A 17,329-nucleotide genomic window follows, 5' to 3' on the forward strand; every position below is an offset into this window, starting at 1 on the left:
TTTATTGAATTTTATTTAGTAAATTCATAATAGAACTTTCATCTTGCGTATTTATAAAATCTCCAAAATCTGAATCTGAACTGCTTTTCCAATAATCAAATAGTGGTTGAAGAGTTTTTTCTAAATCGTTTAGTTCCATTTTTTGTAAGAATGGTTTGGCTAACCTTTGTAGATTTTTACTACCCCCTAACCATAATTGGTATTTATTTTGTCCACTCCCTACAAGTGCCAATTCTGCCATGTAAGGTCTTGTACATCCATTCGGACAACCTGTCATTCTAAATAAAATTGTTTTTTCTATTTTTAAATCTAATAGTAACTTTTCAATCCTTTTAAGTACATCCGGTAAAATTCTTTCTGCTTCAGTCATCGCAAGACCACAAAGTGGTAAAGCTGGGCATGCCAAAGCGTGCCGTTGTATTTCATTAATTTCATCTAAATTGTCGTATCCAATTTTTGATAGAGCTTTTTTAATTGCACTTTTGTTTTTATTAGCGATATTACAAAGTAAAATATCTTGATTAGGTGTAAGTCTTAAATCAAGATTATATTTTTTTACGATACTAGTAATGGTATTCTTCTTCTCTCCGAATAATCTCCCTGATAATAAAGGTAATCCTACGAAATAAGAGGTATTATTTTGTTTATGCCAACCTAGATAATCAATAAGAACTTTTTTGGGTTCTTTTCTGATTTTTTTAATTTCTTTTTTGAAGTACTTCTCTAGAAGTAACTTTTTGAACCATTTAATACCTTTTCTGTGGAGAAGGTATTTCATTCTTGAATTTTTCCTTGATTTTCTATCACCATAATCTCTTTGAATAGCCACAATACTTTGTATTAATTCATAAATATCTTGTTCTTCAACATATCCAAGCGGATCTGCAATTCTGGCAAAAGTTTCTTCATTATTATGTGTTCTACCCATCCCACCTCCAACATAGAAGTTGCAGCCCTCCAATTTTCCATCTTTAGAAGTAAAAGCAACTAATCCTATGTCATTAGTAAGAAGATCAACAGAATTATCTCCAGGAACTGTAACAGCGCATTTAAATTTCCTGGGTAAATAAGATGAACCATAGAGAGGTTCATCTTTTATTCCACTAAAAACATTATCTTTGAATTGTAGTCTCCTAATAGTTTCAATATCATTGTCAGGCTTTATGGTGTATTCTAAATCCCCATCAGCCCAAAGCTCTAAAAAAGTACCTTGACCAGCTATTGGGGTAAGAAGGTCTGCAACTTTTTTAGCCAATGCTCTTGCAATATTGTAATCCTGAGAATTAAATGGAGCCGCTGGGGCCATTACGTTTCTATTTATGTCTCCACATGCAGCTAATGTTGAGCCCATTGAATTTACAATTGTTTTAATTACTTCCTTTAGATTCTCCTTTCTAATGCCATGCATTTGAAAGGCTTGTCTTGTAGTTGCTCTTAATGATCCATTACCTAGTTTGTCAGATAATTCATCTAATGCTAAAAATAATTTCCCAGGAATTTCCCCTCCTGGACTTCTTAACCTAAGCATCATTTGCCAATCTTTACTTTTCCCAGGTTTTCTATTCTCCCTGTTATCTTGTTGATAGCTACCATGAAATTTTAATAATTGAACTGCATCATTAGTAAAATGATCACTATCATTAATTAATTCAGTAGCAAGGGGCTCCCTAAGAAAGTGGCTACTTTTTTTGAAATTTTCAAATTTAGATACTTCTAATCCATTTGCTAAGCAAACAGTTTCTTCTTTGGCAGAATCTTTTTTCTTTTTTACTTTCTCAACCTTGATCAAAGGACCAAAACATATCTCTTTTTATACATTAGCGAAAAGCTTATTTAACCGGTAGTAAATTATAGTAAAAGAAATCATATTATTTTCTTGTCTAAATATTTACTTGAGATAGGAACCGAAGAGTTGCCAGCAGAATTTTCTCAATCTGTTCTTGATCAATTTAATTCTCTAATAGAATTTGAATTGAAAAAAAAACTTATTAAATATAACAATATTCTTGTTACCTCTACACCAAGGAGGATAGTTCTATTTGTAGAAGGCTTAATCGATTACGCAGAAGACAAAACTATATTGAGAAAAGGACCTAAAGCAAATTCAGCTTTTTTGAATGGGTCTCCTACTAATGCTGCTTTGGGCTTTGCGAATAGTCTAGGTGTAGATGTAGGTGAGCTAGAAATAAAAAATACAGAAAAGGGTGATTTTGTTTTTGGAAAGAGAATTGAGAAGGGACAATCAACAAGAATTTCGTTGTCTTCAATTATTCCTAAATTAGTGAATAGTCTTCAAGGCCCTCGATTTATGAAATGGGGTACTGGGAACATAAAATTTTCTAGACCTATTAGGTGGATTACCTCTCTTTACAATGATGAAATTCTTGATTTTTCATTTGATGAATGTGATCCAAATTTCCAAATAAGTAATAAATCAAAAAGCCATAGACTCTTAAATAAAGTTTTTGAAGTTCAGAATCCTGATAATTTTTTTGAATTAATGAAACAAAATAGGGTATTAGTTGAGCGAAACGCAAGAAAAGAAAAAATTGAAAGTCTTATAAATCAGGAATCTAAATCACTAAATCTAAATCCTGACTTATCTGAAGGATTGCTTAATGAATTAACTGATTTAGTTGAATGGCCAGAATTAATCATTGGTAAATTTAGTGAGGAATTTCTTGATCTGCCTGTTGAGGTTCTTTCAAAGGTAATGAAATGTCATCAGAGATATGTTCCTCTTTTATTAACAAATAATACTTTTTCTAAACTAGATTTAAGCTCTGAAAAAATCATTAGTACAAATTTTTTCGTTATTTCAAATGGACTTAAAGAATCAAATAATAATATTGCTAAGGGTAATGAGAAAGTTTTGAGAGCAAGGTTTTCAGATGCAAAGTTTTTTGTAGAAAGTGATAAGAAAGTTGCTTCAATTGAAAGAAATGAAAAACTTAAATCTGTTTCTTATTTGGAAGGACTGGGTGATGTTTTTCAGAGAGTAGAGAGAATTAAAGAAGTTACTAAAAAAGTTCTTCTATTTTTAAATGATAAGTCTTTAGAAAATAACAAAATAATAGAAGCGGCTAGATACTGTAAAAACGACTTGTGTAGCGAAATTGTTTATGAATTCCCAGATTTGCAAGGAATAATGGGTGGTAAATATCTCAAGAATGAAGGATTTAGTGAGGATGTTTGTTTGGCTGTAGCTGAACATTATTTACCTTCTTTTTATAAAGATGCTTTGCCCTCTACTAAATATGGTGCAATAGTTTCTATCTCAGATAAGATTGAAACTTTAATAAGTATATTTATTTCTGGGAAGCGCCCAAGTGGATCTTCTGATCCATATGCTTTGAGAAGAAATTTGAATGGAGTGATTAAAATAATTTGGGATTATGAATTTGATTTGCCTTTAGTTAATTTGTTTAACGAACTTATTGAATTTTGGGAAATCGGATTCCCTAATTTGAACTTCTCAAAAGAGAAAGTTTTAAATGATTTAAATGAATTCTTAGTTCAAAGAATTGTTAGTCATCTCGAAGAATTATCACTTAGTAAAGAATTAATAAAGGCCGTTTGCTCCTCCGATCAATTGTCTCAAAAAAGAATATTGAATATTGTTGATCTAAAGAATAGGATTAAATCTATTGTCACTTTTAAAGAAAAAGAAACTTTTTTTGTGATCCAGAAGGTAATTAACAGGGCAAGCAAATTAGCTAATAACAGTAATCTATCTACAGAAGTTCTTTCAACAGGAGATTACGTAAACACTAAACTTTTTGAAAAAGAATGTGAATTGAAAGTATTTGAATTTATTAGAGAATTAGAAAAACTTTTTTCAGAAGGTCATTGCAATTATTTGAAACTTCTAAATTTATTCGAGATTAATATAAACACTATTGAGGATTTATTTGATAATGAAAAGGGAGTTCTGATAATGTCAGAGGATATAAACATCAGAAATAATAGACTCAATTTATTGAGCCTAATTAGAAATTATTCTTTAAAGATCGCTGACTTTACACTTTTGAACTCTTAACTTTAATCCCACCCTTAATTGAGTATTTTTCAAGCATTTTTTCAACTTCTTTCTCTTCTCTCACAGCACTATCAACAGGTTTGTAGTTTAATGGGGCAAGTGCTTTACCTCTTAAAATTGATCCAAGAGTAAGCAAAGTAAGTTTAATTTGCTGTATTGGTTTCATTGCAACAACTTTTTTATATAAATAACTATCAAAAGTGAGTCTTTGAACGTCCATATCATCACACATTTCTACAAAAGCTTCTCTAGCAGAATCGTTCCTATAAAATATGTTTTGTAGAATTTCTAGAACCTTATATGTGGCTCCATACTTTTTATCCCATTTTTTTAAGTAATTTTTTAAATCATTTTCTGAAGGTATAATTTCTCCATTTTTTGAAGCTTCAACAATTTCTTCTGCACACATTCTTCCACTTTTTGCAGCAAAATATATTCCCTCTCCAGAACTCTTAGTAACATAACCAGCAGCATCTCCTACTAAAGCCATTCTCCCAACAACTCTTCTAGGCCTAGGATGCTCAGGAATAGGATGAGCCTCTACTTTGATAACCTCCCCATTTACAAGCCTTTTTTTTGCTCTATTCCTTACTCCTTCCTGAAGCCCCTTTATTAAGGATTGATTCTTCTGCATTGTCCCTGTTCCAACGGCAACATGATCATATTTAGGGAATACCCAACCATAAAAGTCAGGAGAGACGTCAGTGCCTACATACATTTCAGCAAGATCTTCATAGTAGCTCATTTCTTCTTTGGGTAATTTAATTCTTTCCTGAAACGCTATAGCTACTTTGTAATCGCCTGCATCCATAGCTTTAGCAACTCTACTATTAGCTCCGTCTGCACCAATTAAAAGGTCTACTGTCAGTTCCTTCAGTTCTCCTTTTTTATCTCCAGATGAATAATCAGAATATGTAAGTTTATATGGACCTTGGTTGTTATTTCCAGTCTCTATTGAAGTAACTAATCCATTTATTAATGTGGCACCAAGATCTGAGGCTCTGTTGCGCATGAAAGCATCCATGACTTCTCTTCTGCACATTCCTATAAATTCATTATCACTTTTGCCATAAACCTTATCTAAACTTATATCTACTTCTCTATTTGAAGGAGAGATCATTCGCATATGCCTTACTTTTCTATCAATAATCGACTCTGGCAAATCAAATTCCTCTACCATACAAAGAGGAATAGCTCCTCCGCAGGGTTTTGCATTGTCTAATTTTCTCTCGAAGAGCCAAGTTTTTATTCCAGATTTAGCAAGTATTTCTGCAGCACATGAACCACTTGGACCCCCTCCAATAACAGCGACCCTCAACATATGAAAAAAAAATAATACTATATTTAAACCTACATCTTTTTTGCTTATAAAAGTGCATTTCTTAAAATAATAGTTAATATCGAAATATGTTTTCCAAATTCACCTCATAATAAATATTGGAACAAAACAAAGATATAAATCAACTTGATATACCGCTCGCCAAGAGAACTTACTTATATAAATCTAATTCAATATTTTTCAAAAAATTATTTATATTGTCTCCATTCCTTTTCATTCTCTTTTCTATCACTGGATTTAGAATGATTAGGAATATAGAACTAGAGCCTCTTAATAATCGTAATGTTCAGGCTGAGAGAAATCACGATCATAGGATTTTGGGCCATCTACCCTATAACGAAATTCCCAAGAATAAACTAGCTTTAATTGAGCCAAATATTGAAGTTCATATTGATATGCGTGATTCTCTATTGAAAATGAGAGAAGAGGCGATAAAGGATGGGATATATTTGGTCTTCTTGAGCGGTTTTAGATCAATAAATTTGCAAAACGATATTTTTTATTCTTTAAAATCTATTAGAAATCAAGAAGCGTCAGAGAGAGCAAGAGTTTCAGCTCCGCCTGGATATTCTGAGCATAGTACTGGTTTTGCAATTGATATTGGTGATGGTACTCAAAGAGAAACAGACTTTGAGATCGAATTCGAAAATACTGATGCCTTTAGATGGTTAATAAAGAATGCAGCAAAGTATCATTTTAAGCTGTCGTTCAACAAAAATAATAAATATATAGATTACGAACCCTGGCATTGGAGGTATGAAGGCTCAATTGAAGCTTTAAAAATTTTTGAAACTTCAAATAGAGAATTATAATTTTAATTAATCTATAATATTAATCAATATGATTATTTTTTTCAAAGTCTTCAAGAGAAAATTCTCATAATAAGCATTCTTTGAGTTAGCCTTAATTTAGTCAATCTATTATTTATATAAATTTTATAAATGTCATCTTCAATAAAAGAAATTAGGAATGTTGCAATTATTGCCCATGTAGATCATGGGAAGACAACTCTTGTGGATGCATTGTTATCTCAATCGGGAATATTTAGAGACAATGAGGTTATTCCTACATGTGTAATGGATTCAAATGATCTTGAAAGAGAAAGAGGAATAACAATACTCTCAAAAAATACAGCAGTTAACTATAAAGACACCAGAATTAATATTATAGATACACCAGGACATGCAGATTTTGGGGGAGAAGTCGAAAGGGTTTTGGGAATGGTTGATGGTTGTTTGCTAATTGTTGATGCAAATGAGGGACCGATGCCTCAAACAAGATTTGTTTTAAAAAAAGCATTAGAAAAAGGACTTAGACCTATAGTCTTTGTAAATAAAATTGATAGACCAAGAGTAGTACCAGAAATAGCGATTGATAAGGTTCTTGATTTGTTCTTAGAATTAGGAGCTGATGATGATCAATGTGATTTCCCTTATCTTTTTGGAAGCGGCCTATCTGGTTTCGCAAAAGAAGAAATGGAATCTAATAGTGACAATATGATGCCTCTTTTTGAAGCTATTATCAGACACGTTCCACCTCCAGTAGGCGACTCAAATAAGCCTCTTCAGCTACAAATAACTACTTTGGACTATTCTGATTTCTTAGGGAGAATTGTAATTGGAAAAATTCATAATGGAACTGTAAAAAATGGTCAACAAGCTAGTTTAATTAAAGAAAATGGAAAAACTATTAAAGGTAAGGTTAGTAAATTATTAGGATTTGAAGGATTACAAAGAATAGATATAAATGAAGCATTTGCAGGTGATATTGTTGCTGTTGCTGGTTTTGATGACGTTAATATTGGCGAGACCATAGCATGTCCCGATTCTCCTCACCCTCTTCCATTAATCAAAGTTGATGAACCTACCTTAAATATGACTTTTGTTGTCAATGATTCCCCTTTTGCAGGGAAAGAAGGGAAATTCGTTACTAGTAGACAATTAAAAAATAGATTGGAGAGGGAACTTTTAACAAATGTTGCCTTAAGGGTGGAAGAAACTGATTCTCCGGACAGGTTCTCAGTTTCAGGGAGAGGAGAATTGCATCTAGGGATTTTGATTGAAACCATGAGAAGAGAGGGGTTTGAATTTCAAATCTCACAACCTCAGGTAATTTTTAGAGAAATTGATAATGTTCAATGTGAGCCTATAGAGACTTTGGTTTTAGATGTCCCTGAAGCTTCTGTTGGTTCATGTATAGAGAAACTTGGATCGAGAAAGGCAGAGATGAAAAATATGCAGACAAGCTCAGATGGGAGAACTCAATTAGAATTCCTTGTCCCATCAAGAGGACTAATTGGATTTCGTGGTGAATTTGTTCGTATAACACGAGGTGAAGGTATCATGAGTCACTCTTTTTACGAATATAAAGCTAAAACAGGAAATTTTGAAACTAGGAGAAATGGAGTCCTTATAGCTTTTGAGGAGGGAGTGGCTACATTTTATGCATTAAAGAATGCTGAAGATAGGGGGGTCTATTTTATTAAACCTGGTGTTAAAGTTTATAAAGGAATGATAATTGGAGAGAATAATCGACCTCAAGATCTTGAGTTAAATATATGTAAAACTAAGCAGTTGACTAATATGAGGTCTGCAGGGGCAGAAGAACTTGATACTTTGCAGTCACCTGTTGATATTACCCTCGAACGAGCACTTGAATATATTGGTCCTGATGAAATGCTAGAGGTGACACCGGATTCAATACGAATGAGAAAAATAAATAAGAAGAAAAAATATTAATAATTAATTTCATGAATGAAGAAAGTACAAAAAGTTTTAGAGATTCCCTTTTTATAGCTTTAAATCTTTTTAACAATCATGAATGGTATGAGGCCCATGATGCTTTTGAAGAAATTTGGAATTCTGTTGATGGTGATGAAAGACAAGTTATACAGGGTATCTTACAAGTTTCTGTCTCGCAGTTTCACTTAAGTAAGGGTAATTTAAATGGGGCCACTATTTTGCTTGGAGAAGGTTTAGGTAGAATTAAAACCAGAACCACGATTAATTTAGGTATTGATCTTGAATCCTTTTGCCGATGTTTGGAAGATTTATTGAGGAAATTACAATACAAAGAGATTTTAAATGAGAATGATAAGCCTTTTTTGAAACCTCTTTAATGAAAATGAATAGATCTTTCTGTTTAATTAAATTATTGTTTTCTATTTCATTTTTTTTTCAAGAAAATAAGATTACTAATATATCTCAAAGAAGATGAACTTAAAAATTCAAAATGTATCCCTTTCAATTAAGGGAAGATTAATCGTAAATGATGTATCTATAACTGTAAACCCAGGAGAAGTTGTAGGTTTGATGGGACCTAATGGTGCAGGGAAAACTACCACTTTTAATCTTGCAGTTGGGAATATAAAACCTGATAAAGGTGAAATTATAATGAATGGTAAAAATATAACTAATTTTCCACTCCCAATTAGATCAAGACTTGGGTTGGGTTATTTAACTCAGGAGGCGAGTATTTTTAGAGATCTCACCGTTAAGGATAATATAGATTTGGCTTTGCAGAATTCATCTTATAGTCGAGCGGCAATTAGAAATAGAAGAGAACAATTAATTAATGAATTTAATTTGAATAATTTTGTAGATAACTATGGTTTTCAACTCTCAGGTGGAGAGAGAAGGAGGTGTGAGATAGCGAGAGCTCTTACTGTAGGTAGAAAAGGGCCTAAATATTTATTACTAGACGAACCGTTCGCTGGAATCGATCCTCTAGCTGTTAATGATTTAAAGAACCTAATTCTTAAATTAAGTGGTGACGGGGTAGGGATTCTTATTACAGACCATAATGTGAGGGAAACCCTTTTAATTACCAATAAGTCATATGTATTAAGTGAAGGAAAAATTTTGGCTTACGGATCATCAATTGAATTAGCAGATAATCAAATAGTCAAAAAGTATTATTTGGGAGATAATTTTAAACTTTGAAATCCTTTTGCAAATTAAATTAAAACTTATTTATTAAAGATTTACTCATATAAATATGATTTAAATTATTATTTGGATGTCATTAAATATTAAAACTTGATAAATTCCTAGAAATGATAATAGATAATCTTTTTAAAAATTTAATATATGACCCGGTTTCATTGCTAGGGATTTTAGTCTTTTATATTTTATTAGTTAATTTACCAATATCTTTAATTGCAGTTTTCAAAAAAAAGTCTTCTTTTACTGTAAGACTTCTTACGATTCTAGTGAATTTGTTTATAACATTACAATTACTTTTTAGGTGGTCAATTTCTGGACACTTTCCTATTAGCAATTTGTATGAATCTCTTTATTTCCTTACTTGGGGGATCTCAATAGGACAACTATTGATTGAGAGGGAATATCAATCTCCCATAATCCCCTCAATTGCTATACCTATTCAGTTGCTGACTGTTGCTTTTGCTTGTTTTGTTTTGCCAGAAGATTTGAAATTATCATCCAACTTGGTTCCAGCTTTAAGATCTAGTTGGTTAGTGATGCATGTTAGTGTCGTAATGCTTAGTTATGCGGCATTGATAATAGGTTCTTTACTTTCAGCTTCTGTTTTGTTCATTAATAAAAATAAACCGCTTCAAATCAGAAGTAGTTCTACAGGTATAGGAGGGTTCAAAATTTCTAATAAATATACTTTAAATGATTTAGTTGATTCTATTGAATTTTCTCATTCAGAAGAATTAGATACATTAAGTTATCGTTCTATATTAATAGGTTTTGTTCTTTTGACTCTCGGTTTAATTTCAGGTGCGGTTTGGGCTAATGAGGCATGGGGCACATGGTGGAGTTGGGATCCAAAAGAAACGTGGGCATTTATCTCATGGTTGTTTTATGCTGCTTATCTGCATATGAGAATAAGTAAAGGTTGGCAAGGACGAAGACCAGCATTAATGGCAACTACAGGCTTCCTAGTGGTTTTAGTCTGTTATTTAGGAGTTAATTTCTTAGGAATAGGTTTACATAGTTATGGATGGATATTTGGGTAATTTGTTAATCTCATTGCGGTTCTGAAAGAACCTTCCCTTTTTGTGCTTCTTGTGCAACTTTTCTCAAGTCATCACATCCCTCTTTTAATGTTGGATAAGCAAACATTCCACTGCCTGCAATAAAACAATTAGCACCAGCATCGGCACATTGTGAAATGGTCCAATTTGCTTTTATGCCACCATCAACTTCTATGTCCACATTTAAGTTTTTTTCGATAATAAAGTTTCTTATTTTTCTGATTTTATTTAGCATTGTTGGTATATAAGCTTGTCCTCCAAAGCCTGGATTAACTGTCATAACCAAAACATGATCAACCATATCCATAATGTTTTTAATCATTTCAAATGGAGTATGAGGGTTTAATGCAACAGAAGGAGATCCTCCTAGGTCTCTTATTCTTCCTAGAACTCTATGCAAATGAATATTTGCTTCGGCATGAGCTATTACTACTCCTGGTTCCCCATTTGCTCCTTTTGTAGCGTTTACATAAGATTCCAGCATGGTTTCACAATTGTATTGACTCACCATTAATTGAGTTTCAAAAGGTACATTGCAATATTTCCTGCATGCAGAAATCATTTCAGGACCAAATGTAAGATTTGGCACGAAATTCCCATCCATTACATCAAATTGAATTCTATCTACTCCAGCCTCCTCAAGCTCTTTCACACATGCCCCCATATTTGCCCAATCCGCTGGTAAAACAGAAGGAATTATTTGAATTGGTCTATTAACACCAGCTAAATTTGTTTGCTTTGACTCAGTCATTTAATTTTTAAAATATTTAATAAAGATACTATATTTAGTTGTTTATTCCTAATTTCAAGTCACGGCCTGATAAAGTAACAGCTGTAAAGAGTTAAAAAAAGCTTAATTAGCATAATAATTCTCATAAAAAATGACATTTTTTATGAGATCATACTCAAAACCTTTTAGAAAATCCTCAAAAATTTAATTGTGAATCAAACATTAATTCAAGAAATTCTCGAAGTTGTCGAGCAAGCAGCAATTGCCTCAGCAAAACTAACAGGACTTGGTCAAAAAGATGAAGCTGATGCCGCAGCTGTCGAAGCAATGAGATTGCGAATGGGCAAAATTGAAATGAAAGGGAAAATTGTTATTGGAGAAGGTGAAAGAGATGAAGCACCTATGCTTTATATAGGAGAAGAGGTAGGTAGTGGAAGTGGACCAGGGGTTGACTTCGCAGTAGATCCTTGTGAAGGAACTAATCTTTGTGCGAATAATCAAAGAGGTTCTATGGCGGTTTTGGCAGCCTCTGATACAGGCGGTCTTTTTAATGCTCCTGATTTTTACATGAACAAATTAGCAGCTCCTCCTGCTGCTAAAGGGAAAGTAGATATTAGAAATTCGGCTACTGAAAACTTAAAGATTCTTAGTGATTGTTTGGATCTTTCTATTGATGAACTTACTATTGTTGTAATGGATAGAACTAGGCATAAAGATTTAATTAAAGAGATTCGAGGATGTGGAGCAAAAGTACAACCTATTTCTGATGGTGATGTTCAAGCTGCGATTGCATGTGGTTTTGCTGGGACTGGGACACATTGCTTGATGGGTATAGGTGCAGCTCCAGAAGGTGTTATTTCAGCTGCTGCAATGAGAGCTCTAGGAGGACACTTTCAAGGACAACTAATTTATGATCCAGCAATTGCTCAAACTTCTGAATGGGCTGATTATACAAAAGAAGGAAATATAAAACGTCTAAATGAAATGGGCATAACCGATATAGATAAAATTTATGAAGCTAATGAATTGGCATCGGGAGAAAATGTTGTGTTCGCTGGAAGTGGAATAACTGATGGATTATTATTTGACGGAGTTAAATTTGAAAGGGATTGTGTTAGAACAAGCAGTCTAGTAATTAGTACATTAGATAGCACTGCAAGATTCACAAATACTGTCCATATAAAAGATGGTGCTAAGAATATCAGTCTTTAAAAATTCACTTTTGATTTTATGCATATTGTTGTCGTCGGACTAAGTCATCGCACGGCACCTGTCGAAGTGCGTGAGAAGTTAAGTATTCCTGACCAATCCATAACAGAATCATTGAAAGCATTAAAAGCTTTCTCTGAGGTGTTAGAGGTGTCAATTTTAAGTACTTGTAATAGGCTAGAAATATATGCTCTAGTAAAGGATAAAAATACTGGTATTTCATCTATTAAAGAATTTATATCAGATTATTCTGGAATTATTTTTGAAGATTTAAATCCACATCTTTTTTGCTTTAGACAAGAAGAAGCAGTTTCGCATTTGATGAAAGTATCGGCAGGACTAGATAGTCTCGTTTTAGGCGAAGGACAAATTCTTTCGCAGGTAAAAAAAATGATGAGATTAGGTCAAGAGAATCAATCTACTGGGCCTATTCTCAATAGATTATTAACTCAATCAGTTAGTACAGGTAAAAAAGTTAGATCCGAAACAAATTTAGGAACTGGAGCTGTATCAATAAGTTCAGCAGCGGTAGAACTTGCCCAATTAAAAATTGGACAAGAAAAGGGTTTTGATACTCTTGTAAGCTTGGAATCTGAGAAGGTTCTTGTGGTTGGGGCTGGACGAATGAGTAGGCTTTTAATAACTCATTTAAAATCAAAAGGATGCCATAAACTTATTCTTATCAATAGAAATATTGATAGAGCATTTAATCTTGCTGCGGACTTTCCCGACTTAGAGATTGTTTGTAAAGGGTTAAACGAATTAGATGAAAATATATCAATATCTTCTCTTATTTTCACTAGTACAGCTTGCGAAAAACCAATAATTGATCTCGCTAAAATTGAAAAATTAAGTTTGAGCAATAAACTTAAATTTATTGATATTGGTGTGCCGAGAAATATATCTAATGATGTTAAACATCATGAATTTGTAAAAACATTTGATGTAGATGACTTACAAGAGGTCGTTTCAAGGAATCAAGAATTTAGACAGAAAATTGCAAAGGAAGCAGAATCTTTAGTGGAAGAAGAAAGAATCATTTTTCTAGAATGGTGGGCAAGTTTAGAGGCGGTTCCGGTAATTAATAAACTTAGATCAGATTTGGAATTAATTAGAAAAGAGGAATTGCAAAAAGCACTAAGTAGGATGGGACCAGATTTTTCTGCTCGAGAAAGAAAAGTTGTGGAAGCTTTAACTAAAGGAATTATCAATAAAATACTTCACACACCTGTTACCAAGTTGAGAAGTCCCCAATCAAGGGAAGAAAGACAGGCATCTTTAAAAATCGTTGAAAAATTATTTTCTTTGGTAGAAGAGGATGAAAATAGCTGAATTTTCTTTTTTATATTAAGTTTTTCTAGTAATTTATCGAAATACCTTTATAAACTGACCATTACTATTACTAAATCTGCCCATAATCAGTTACTTTAAATAGTTGTATCTCTACCTCCATTAGATTGAATGAAGCGTGTGTTGGCCATCATCCTCGGAGGAGGAAAAGGTTCTAGACTTTACCCTTTAACAAAAATGAGGGCAAAACCTGCTGTTCCATTAGCAGGTAAGTATCGTTTAATAGATATTCCAATCAGTAATTGTATTAATTCAGGTATTGAAAAAATGTACGTATTGACTCAGTTCAATAGTGCATCTCTAAATAGACATATAGGAAGAACCTATAATTTAAATGGACCTTTTGGTCAGGGTTTTGTGGAGGTTTTAGCCGCACAACAGACTCCTGATAGCCCAAAGTGGTTTGAAGGTACTGCTGATGCTGTAAGAAAATATCAATGGTTATTTCAAGAATGGGATGTTGACGAGTATTTAATATTGTCTGGTGATCAACTGTATAGAATGGACTACAGTTTATTTGTTCAACATCATAGAGATAATGGAGCTGATTTAACTGTCGCAGCTTTACCTGTTGATGAAGCCCAAGCAGAAGGTTTTGGCCTTATGAGAACAGATGACTTAGGAAATATAAAAGAATTCAGTGAAAAGCCTACTGGAGAGACGTTGAAGGCAATGGCAGTAGATACTTCAAAATTTGGATTAAGTAAGGATTCAGCAGCCGAAAAACCTTATCTAGCCTCCATGGGTATTTATGTTTTTAGCAGAAATACTCTTTTCGATCTTCTAAATAAATTTCCTAGTTATACGGATTTTGGTAAGGACATAATTCCTGAAGCACTTAATAGGGGCGATACTCTTAAAAGTTATGTATTCGATGATTATTGGGAAGATATAGGAACAATTGGTGCATTCTTTGAGTCAAACCTTGCATTGACTGAGCAACCAAAACCTCCATTCAGTTTTTATGATGAAAAATTTCCAATTTATACAAGACCTAGGTTTCTCCCCCCTTCTAAACTTGTAGATGCTCAAATTACTGATTCAATAGTCTGTGAAGGTACCATCTTGAAGTCATGCAGTATTTTGCATTGTGTTTTAGGTGTAAGAAGTAGGATCGAGAGTGATTCTGTTCTTGAGGATACTCTAGTTATGGGAGCAGATTTCTTTGAATCGCCTGAAGAGAGGATTGAATTAAGAAAAGGAGGTGGAACACCCCTTGGTGTAGGTGAAGGAACTACTGTAAAAAGAGCAATTCTTGATAAGAATACAAGGATTGGTGATAATGTCGTAATCATTAATAAAGATCGAGTAGAAGAAGCAGATAAGCCAGAATTGGGCTTCTATATAAGAAATGGAATTGTTGTAGTAGTTAAAAATGCAACTATCGCAAACGGAACTGTTATTTAAATCTTTTCGATCATTTTTCGCTGACATAAGTAATTTTTTTGAGCAATTTTGTTGAGTTGGAGTCACACTATATTTATTGAGTTTTTTAATTTTTTATGTCCAAGGCACATTTTGGTTTAATAGGTCTTGGTGTTATGGGCGAAAATTTAGTTCTTAACGCAGAGAGAAATGGATTTTCTAGTGTAGTTTTTAATAGGACTTACTCAAAAACTGAAGAATTTTTACAAGGTCGTGGCCTTGGGAAGAATATAGAGGGAGCTGAAACTCTTCAAGAATTTGTTAATAAGCTAGAGAGACCTAGAAGAATTCTAATGATGGTAAAAGCTGGACCCGCAACAGATGCTGTCATAGACAATATTTCAGGATATCTCGAGGAAGGAGATTTATTAATAGATGGAGGTAATTCTCAATTTAAAGATACCGAAAGAAGGGTAAATACTCTTGAAAGTAAAAGTTTTGGATACATTGGAATGGGAGTCTCAGGTGGCGCTAAAGGAGCTCTAGAAGGGCCAAGTATGATGCCTGGTGGTACTAAGGCTTCATATGATGCAATAGAAAGCTTATTAACAAAAATGGCTGCCAAAGTTGAAGACGGACCATGTGTTGCATATGTTGGACCCGGAGGCTCAGGTCATTTTGTGAAAACTGTTCATAACGGAATTGAATATGGAATTGAGCAAATACTCGCAGAAGCTTATGACCTTATGAAGAGAGTCAAAGGTATGAATGGACAACAGATGTCAGAGGTATTTGGTATTTGGAATAATACTGATGAATTAGCTTCTTATCTTGTTGAGATAACAGAGATTTGTCTAAATACAAAAGATGAGAAAACTGGAGATGATGTCGTGGAGAAAATATTAGATAAAGCTGGCCAGAAAGGTACTGGGTTATGGACTGTTGTAAGTGCTTTAGAACTGGGGGTATCAGTCCCAACTATTTATGCATCTTTAAATGCAAGAGTAATGAGTTCTTTAAAAGAGCAACGTAGTGAGATTGAAAAAACTATTCCATCTAAAGAGATAGAGGATTTTGATTTAGGAAATATATCAGATGGAATGAAACCTTTATTTGATGCTGTAGTCCTTGCCACAATTGCTAGCTATGCCCAAGGTATGGATATCTTAAGAGAAGCATCTGCAGTATATAACTATGGTTTGAATATGCCATCAATTGCTCAGATATGGAAAGGTGGTTGCATAATTAGATCAAAATTATTAAGCAAAATTCAAGATGCTTATAACAAAGACCCTAATCTGAAAAATTTAATTTTTGATGATTGGTTCAATAATGAAATTGCGATGAGATTAGATAACTTAGCTAATGTAGTCTCTTTATCCACAAAAGCTGGTATACCAGTCCCATGTCTATCCAGTACTTTAGATTATTTGAATAGTTATAGAACCAATAGACTTCCTCAGAATCTTGTTCAGGCAATGAGAGACTGTTTTGGATCTCATACATATGAAAGAATTGATAAGGAAGGTAGTTTTCATACTGAATGGATGAAATGATTGAAAAGGTCAAAAATGGATACACCATAAACATATACAAAGACAAGTTAGAACTATCAAAAGCGGTTTTTAAGTTTATTGAAAGCCAAATTGTTCATACATTAAAAAATAAAGAAAGATTCAAATTTTGTGTAAGTGGAGGTTCAACTCCTAAGTCTGTTTATCAACTGCTTTCTAAAAGCAATCTTAAATGGGATTCTGTTGATGTCTTTTTAGGAGATGAAAGATGTGTTGATCCAAATTCAGAATTAAGTAACTCGTTAATGTTGAAGAATTCATTGTTAACTAATTTTGGATCTAAAGCTTTTTTTTATGAAATTTTCAATGATTTAAATGCTGATGATGAAGCTACAAAAAATCAGTTTATTTCTAAATTATTTGAAAAATGCGGATCAAACCCTCCAACCTTTGATTTGACATTATTAGGTCTTGGAGACGATGGTCATACAGCCTCACTATTCCCTTATCAAGAAAATAATAATGTAGATGATTTTGTTATTTTTAATGAAGGTAAAGGATTAAAAAGAATTTCATTAACTCCAAAGGTACTTTCAGCCTCTTCAAAGATAGTATTTTTGGTTAGTGGAGCTTCTAAAAGAATTGCTCTTCAGAGGTTATTAGAGGAAAAAGAGCCACCAGATAGAACACCATCAAAATTAATAAAATCTATTAATCAAATTTCAATATTTTGTGATCAGGAATCATCAAAAGAATTAGAAATTTAGTTAAAGTCTATTAA

The 17,329-nt window shown here is 33.1% G+C and carries 14 protein-coding genes; 11 read left to right on the top strand and 3 right to left on the bottom strand.

Going from position 1 to position 17,329, the window contains the following annotated elements; all coding sequences use genetic code 11:
- Position 1: 1 nt before the first annotated feature.
- Positions 2-1,789: an NADPH-dependent assimilatory sulfite reductase hemoprotein subunit gene (locus HA143_RS04145; RefSeq protein ID WP_209083365.1), complete on the bottom strand. Its 1,788-nt coding sequence runs from the start codon at positions 1,787-1,789 to the stop codon at positions 2-4.
- An 87-nt stretch (positions 1,790-1,876) separates the two neighbouring features.
- Between HA143_RS04145 and glyS the strand changes: the two genes are divergently transcribed.
- On the top strand, positions 1,877-4,039 hold the full coding sequence (gene glyS / locus HA143_RS04150) for a glycine--tRNA ligase subunit beta (RefSeq protein WP_209083366.1): 2,163 nt from the start codon (positions 1,877-1,879) through the stop codon (positions 4,037-4,039).
- Here the strand turns inward: glyS and chlP are convergent.
- Positions 4,020-5,360 (bottom strand): geranylgeranyl reductase, encoded by a 1,341-nt coding sequence (gene chlP / locus HA143_RS04155; protein ID WP_209083367.1) that lies wholly within the window; start codon positions 5,358-5,360, stop codon positions 4,020-4,022. The two genes, glyS and chlP, sit on opposite strands and share 20 nt — an antisense overlap.
- Positions 5,361-5,476: 116 nt before the next feature.
- Between chlP and HA143_RS04160 the strand changes: the two genes are divergently transcribed.
- The 5 genes from HA143_RS04160 to ccsB all read left to right on the top strand — a co-directional run bounded on the left by HA143_RS04160 (position 5,477) and on the right by ccsB (position 10,362).
- On the top strand, positions 5,477-6,190 hold the full coding sequence (locus tag HA143_RS04160) for a M15 family metallopeptidase (protein ID WP_209083368.1): 714 nt from the start codon (positions 5,477-5,479) through the stop codon (positions 6,188-6,190).
- A gap of 129 nt (positions 6,191-6,319) precedes the next feature.
- Positions 6,320-8,116, top strand: a complete 1,797-nt coding sequence (gene typA, locus HA143_RS04165) for a translational GTPase TypA (protein ID WP_209083369.1) — start codon at positions 6,320-6,322, stop codon at positions 8,114-8,116.
- Positions 8,117-8,127: 11 nt separating this feature from the next.
- Positions 8,128-8,496 (top strand): DUF309 domain-containing protein, encoded by a 369-nt coding sequence (locus tag HA143_RS04170; RefSeq protein WP_209083370.1) that lies wholly within the window; start codon positions 8,128-8,130, stop codon positions 8,494-8,496.
- Between the two features lie 94 nt (positions 8,497-8,590).
- Positions 8,591-9,319, top strand: a complete 729-nt coding sequence (lptB, locus tag HA143_RS04175; RefSeq protein WP_209083371.1) for an LPS export ABC transporter ATP-binding protein — start codon at positions 8,591-8,593, stop codon at positions 9,317-9,319.
- A gap of 113 nt (positions 9,320-9,432) precedes the next feature.
- On the top strand, positions 9,433-10,362 hold the full coding sequence (gene ccsB / locus HA143_RS04180; RefSeq protein ID WP_209083372.1) for a c-type cytochrome biogenesis protein CcsB: 930 nt from the start codon (positions 9,433-9,435) through the stop codon (positions 10,360-10,362).
- A gap of 10 nt (positions 10,363-10,372) precedes the next feature.
- Here the strand turns inward: ccsB and rpe are convergent, their stop codons facing one another.
- On the bottom strand, positions 10,373-11,131 hold the full coding sequence (gene rpe / locus HA143_RS04185; RefSeq protein ID WP_209083373.1) for a ribulose-phosphate 3-epimerase: 759 nt from the start codon (positions 11,129-11,131) through the stop codon (positions 10,373-10,375).
- A gap of 189 nt (positions 11,132-11,320) precedes the next feature.
- On the opposite strand from rpe, the gene glpX reads away from it, so the two are divergent.
- The 5 genes from glpX to pgl all read left to right on the top strand — a co-directional run bounded on the left by glpX (position 11,321) and on the right by pgl (position 17,315).
- Positions 11,321-12,322, top strand: coding sequence for a class II fructose-bisphosphatase (gene glpX, locus HA143_RS04190; protein ID WP_209083374.1), 1,002 nt, complete (start codon positions 11,321-11,323; stop codon positions 12,320-12,322).
- 18 nt (positions 12,323-12,340) lie between these two features.
- Complete coding sequence (locus HA143_RS04195; protein ID WP_209083375.1) at positions 12,341-13,651, top strand: glutamyl-tRNA reductase; 1,311 nt, start codon at positions 12,341-12,343, stop codon at positions 13,649-13,651.
- A gap of 129 nt (positions 13,652-13,780) precedes the next feature.
- Positions 13,781-15,076 carry a glucose-1-phosphate adenylyltransferase gene (locus HA143_RS04200; protein ID WP_209083376.1) on the top strand — a complete coding sequence of 432 codons (1,296 nt, stop codon included), beginning with the start codon at positions 13,781-13,783 and terminating at the stop codon, positions 15,074-15,076.
- Positions 15,077-15,171: 95 nt separating this feature from the next.
- Positions 15,172-16,590, top strand: coding sequence for an NADP-dependent phosphogluconate dehydrogenase (gene gndA / locus HA143_RS04205; protein ID WP_209083377.1), 1,419 nt, complete (start codon positions 15,172-15,174; stop codon positions 16,588-16,590).
- Positions 16,578-17,315 (top strand): 6-phosphogluconolactonase, encoded by a 738-nt coding sequence (pgl, locus tag HA143_RS04210; protein ID WP_209083378.1) that lies wholly within the window; start codon positions 16,578-16,580, stop codon positions 17,313-17,315. Before gndA ends, pgl begins: the two co-directional genes overlap by 13 nt.
- Positions 17,316-17,329 lie beyond the last annotated feature (14 nt).

This window comes from Prochlorococcus marinus CUG1415, from assembly GCF_017696015.1.
GTDB classification, from domain to species: domain Bacteria; phylum Cyanobacteriota; class Cyanobacteriia; order PCC-6307; family Cyanobiaceae; genus Prochlorococcus_A; species Prochlorococcus_A marinus_AE.

What these genes read in the sequence shown, in the direction of transcription:
- chlP (WP_209083367.1), bottom strand. Translation starts at nt 5,360, where the DNA reads ATGTTGAGGGTCGCTGTTATTGGAGGGGGTCCAAGTGGTTCATGTGCT.
- typA (WP_209083369.1), top strand. Translation starts at nt 6,320, where the DNA reads ATGTCATCTTCAATAAAAGAAATTAGGAATGTTGCAATTATTGCCCAT.
- HA143_RS04170 (WP_209083370.1), top strand. Translation starts at nt 8,128, where the DNA reads ATGAATGAAGAAAGTACAAAAAGTTTTAGAGATTCCCTTTTTATAGCT.
- lptB (WP_209083371.1), top strand. Translation starts at nt 8,591, where the DNA reads ATGAACTTAAAAATTCAAAATGTATCCCTTTCAATTAAGGGAAGATTA.
- ccsB (WP_209083372.1), top strand. Translation starts at nt 9,433, where the DNA reads ATGATAATAGATAATCTTTTTAAAAATTTAATATATGACCCGGTTTCA.
- rpe (WP_209083373.1), bottom strand. Translation starts at nt 11,131, where the DNA reads ATGACTGAGTCAAAGCAAACAAATTTAGCTGGTGTTAATAGACCAATT.
- HA143_RS04195 (WP_209083375.1), top strand. Translation starts at nt 12,341, where the DNA reads ATGCATATTGTTGTCGTCGGACTAAGTCATCGCACGGCACCTGTCGAA.
- HA143_RS04200 (WP_209083376.1), top strand. Translation starts at nt 13,781, where the DNA reads ATGAAGCGTGTGTTGGCCATCATCCTCGGAGGAGGAAAAGGTTCTAGA.
- gndA (WP_209083377.1), top strand. Translation starts at nt 15,172, where the DNA reads ATGTCCAAGGCACATTTTGGTTTAATAGGTCTTGGTGTTATGGGCGAA.
- pgl (WP_209083378.1), top strand. Translation starts at nt 16,578, where the DNA reads ATGGATGAAATGATTGAAAAGGTCAAAAATGGATACACCATAAACATA.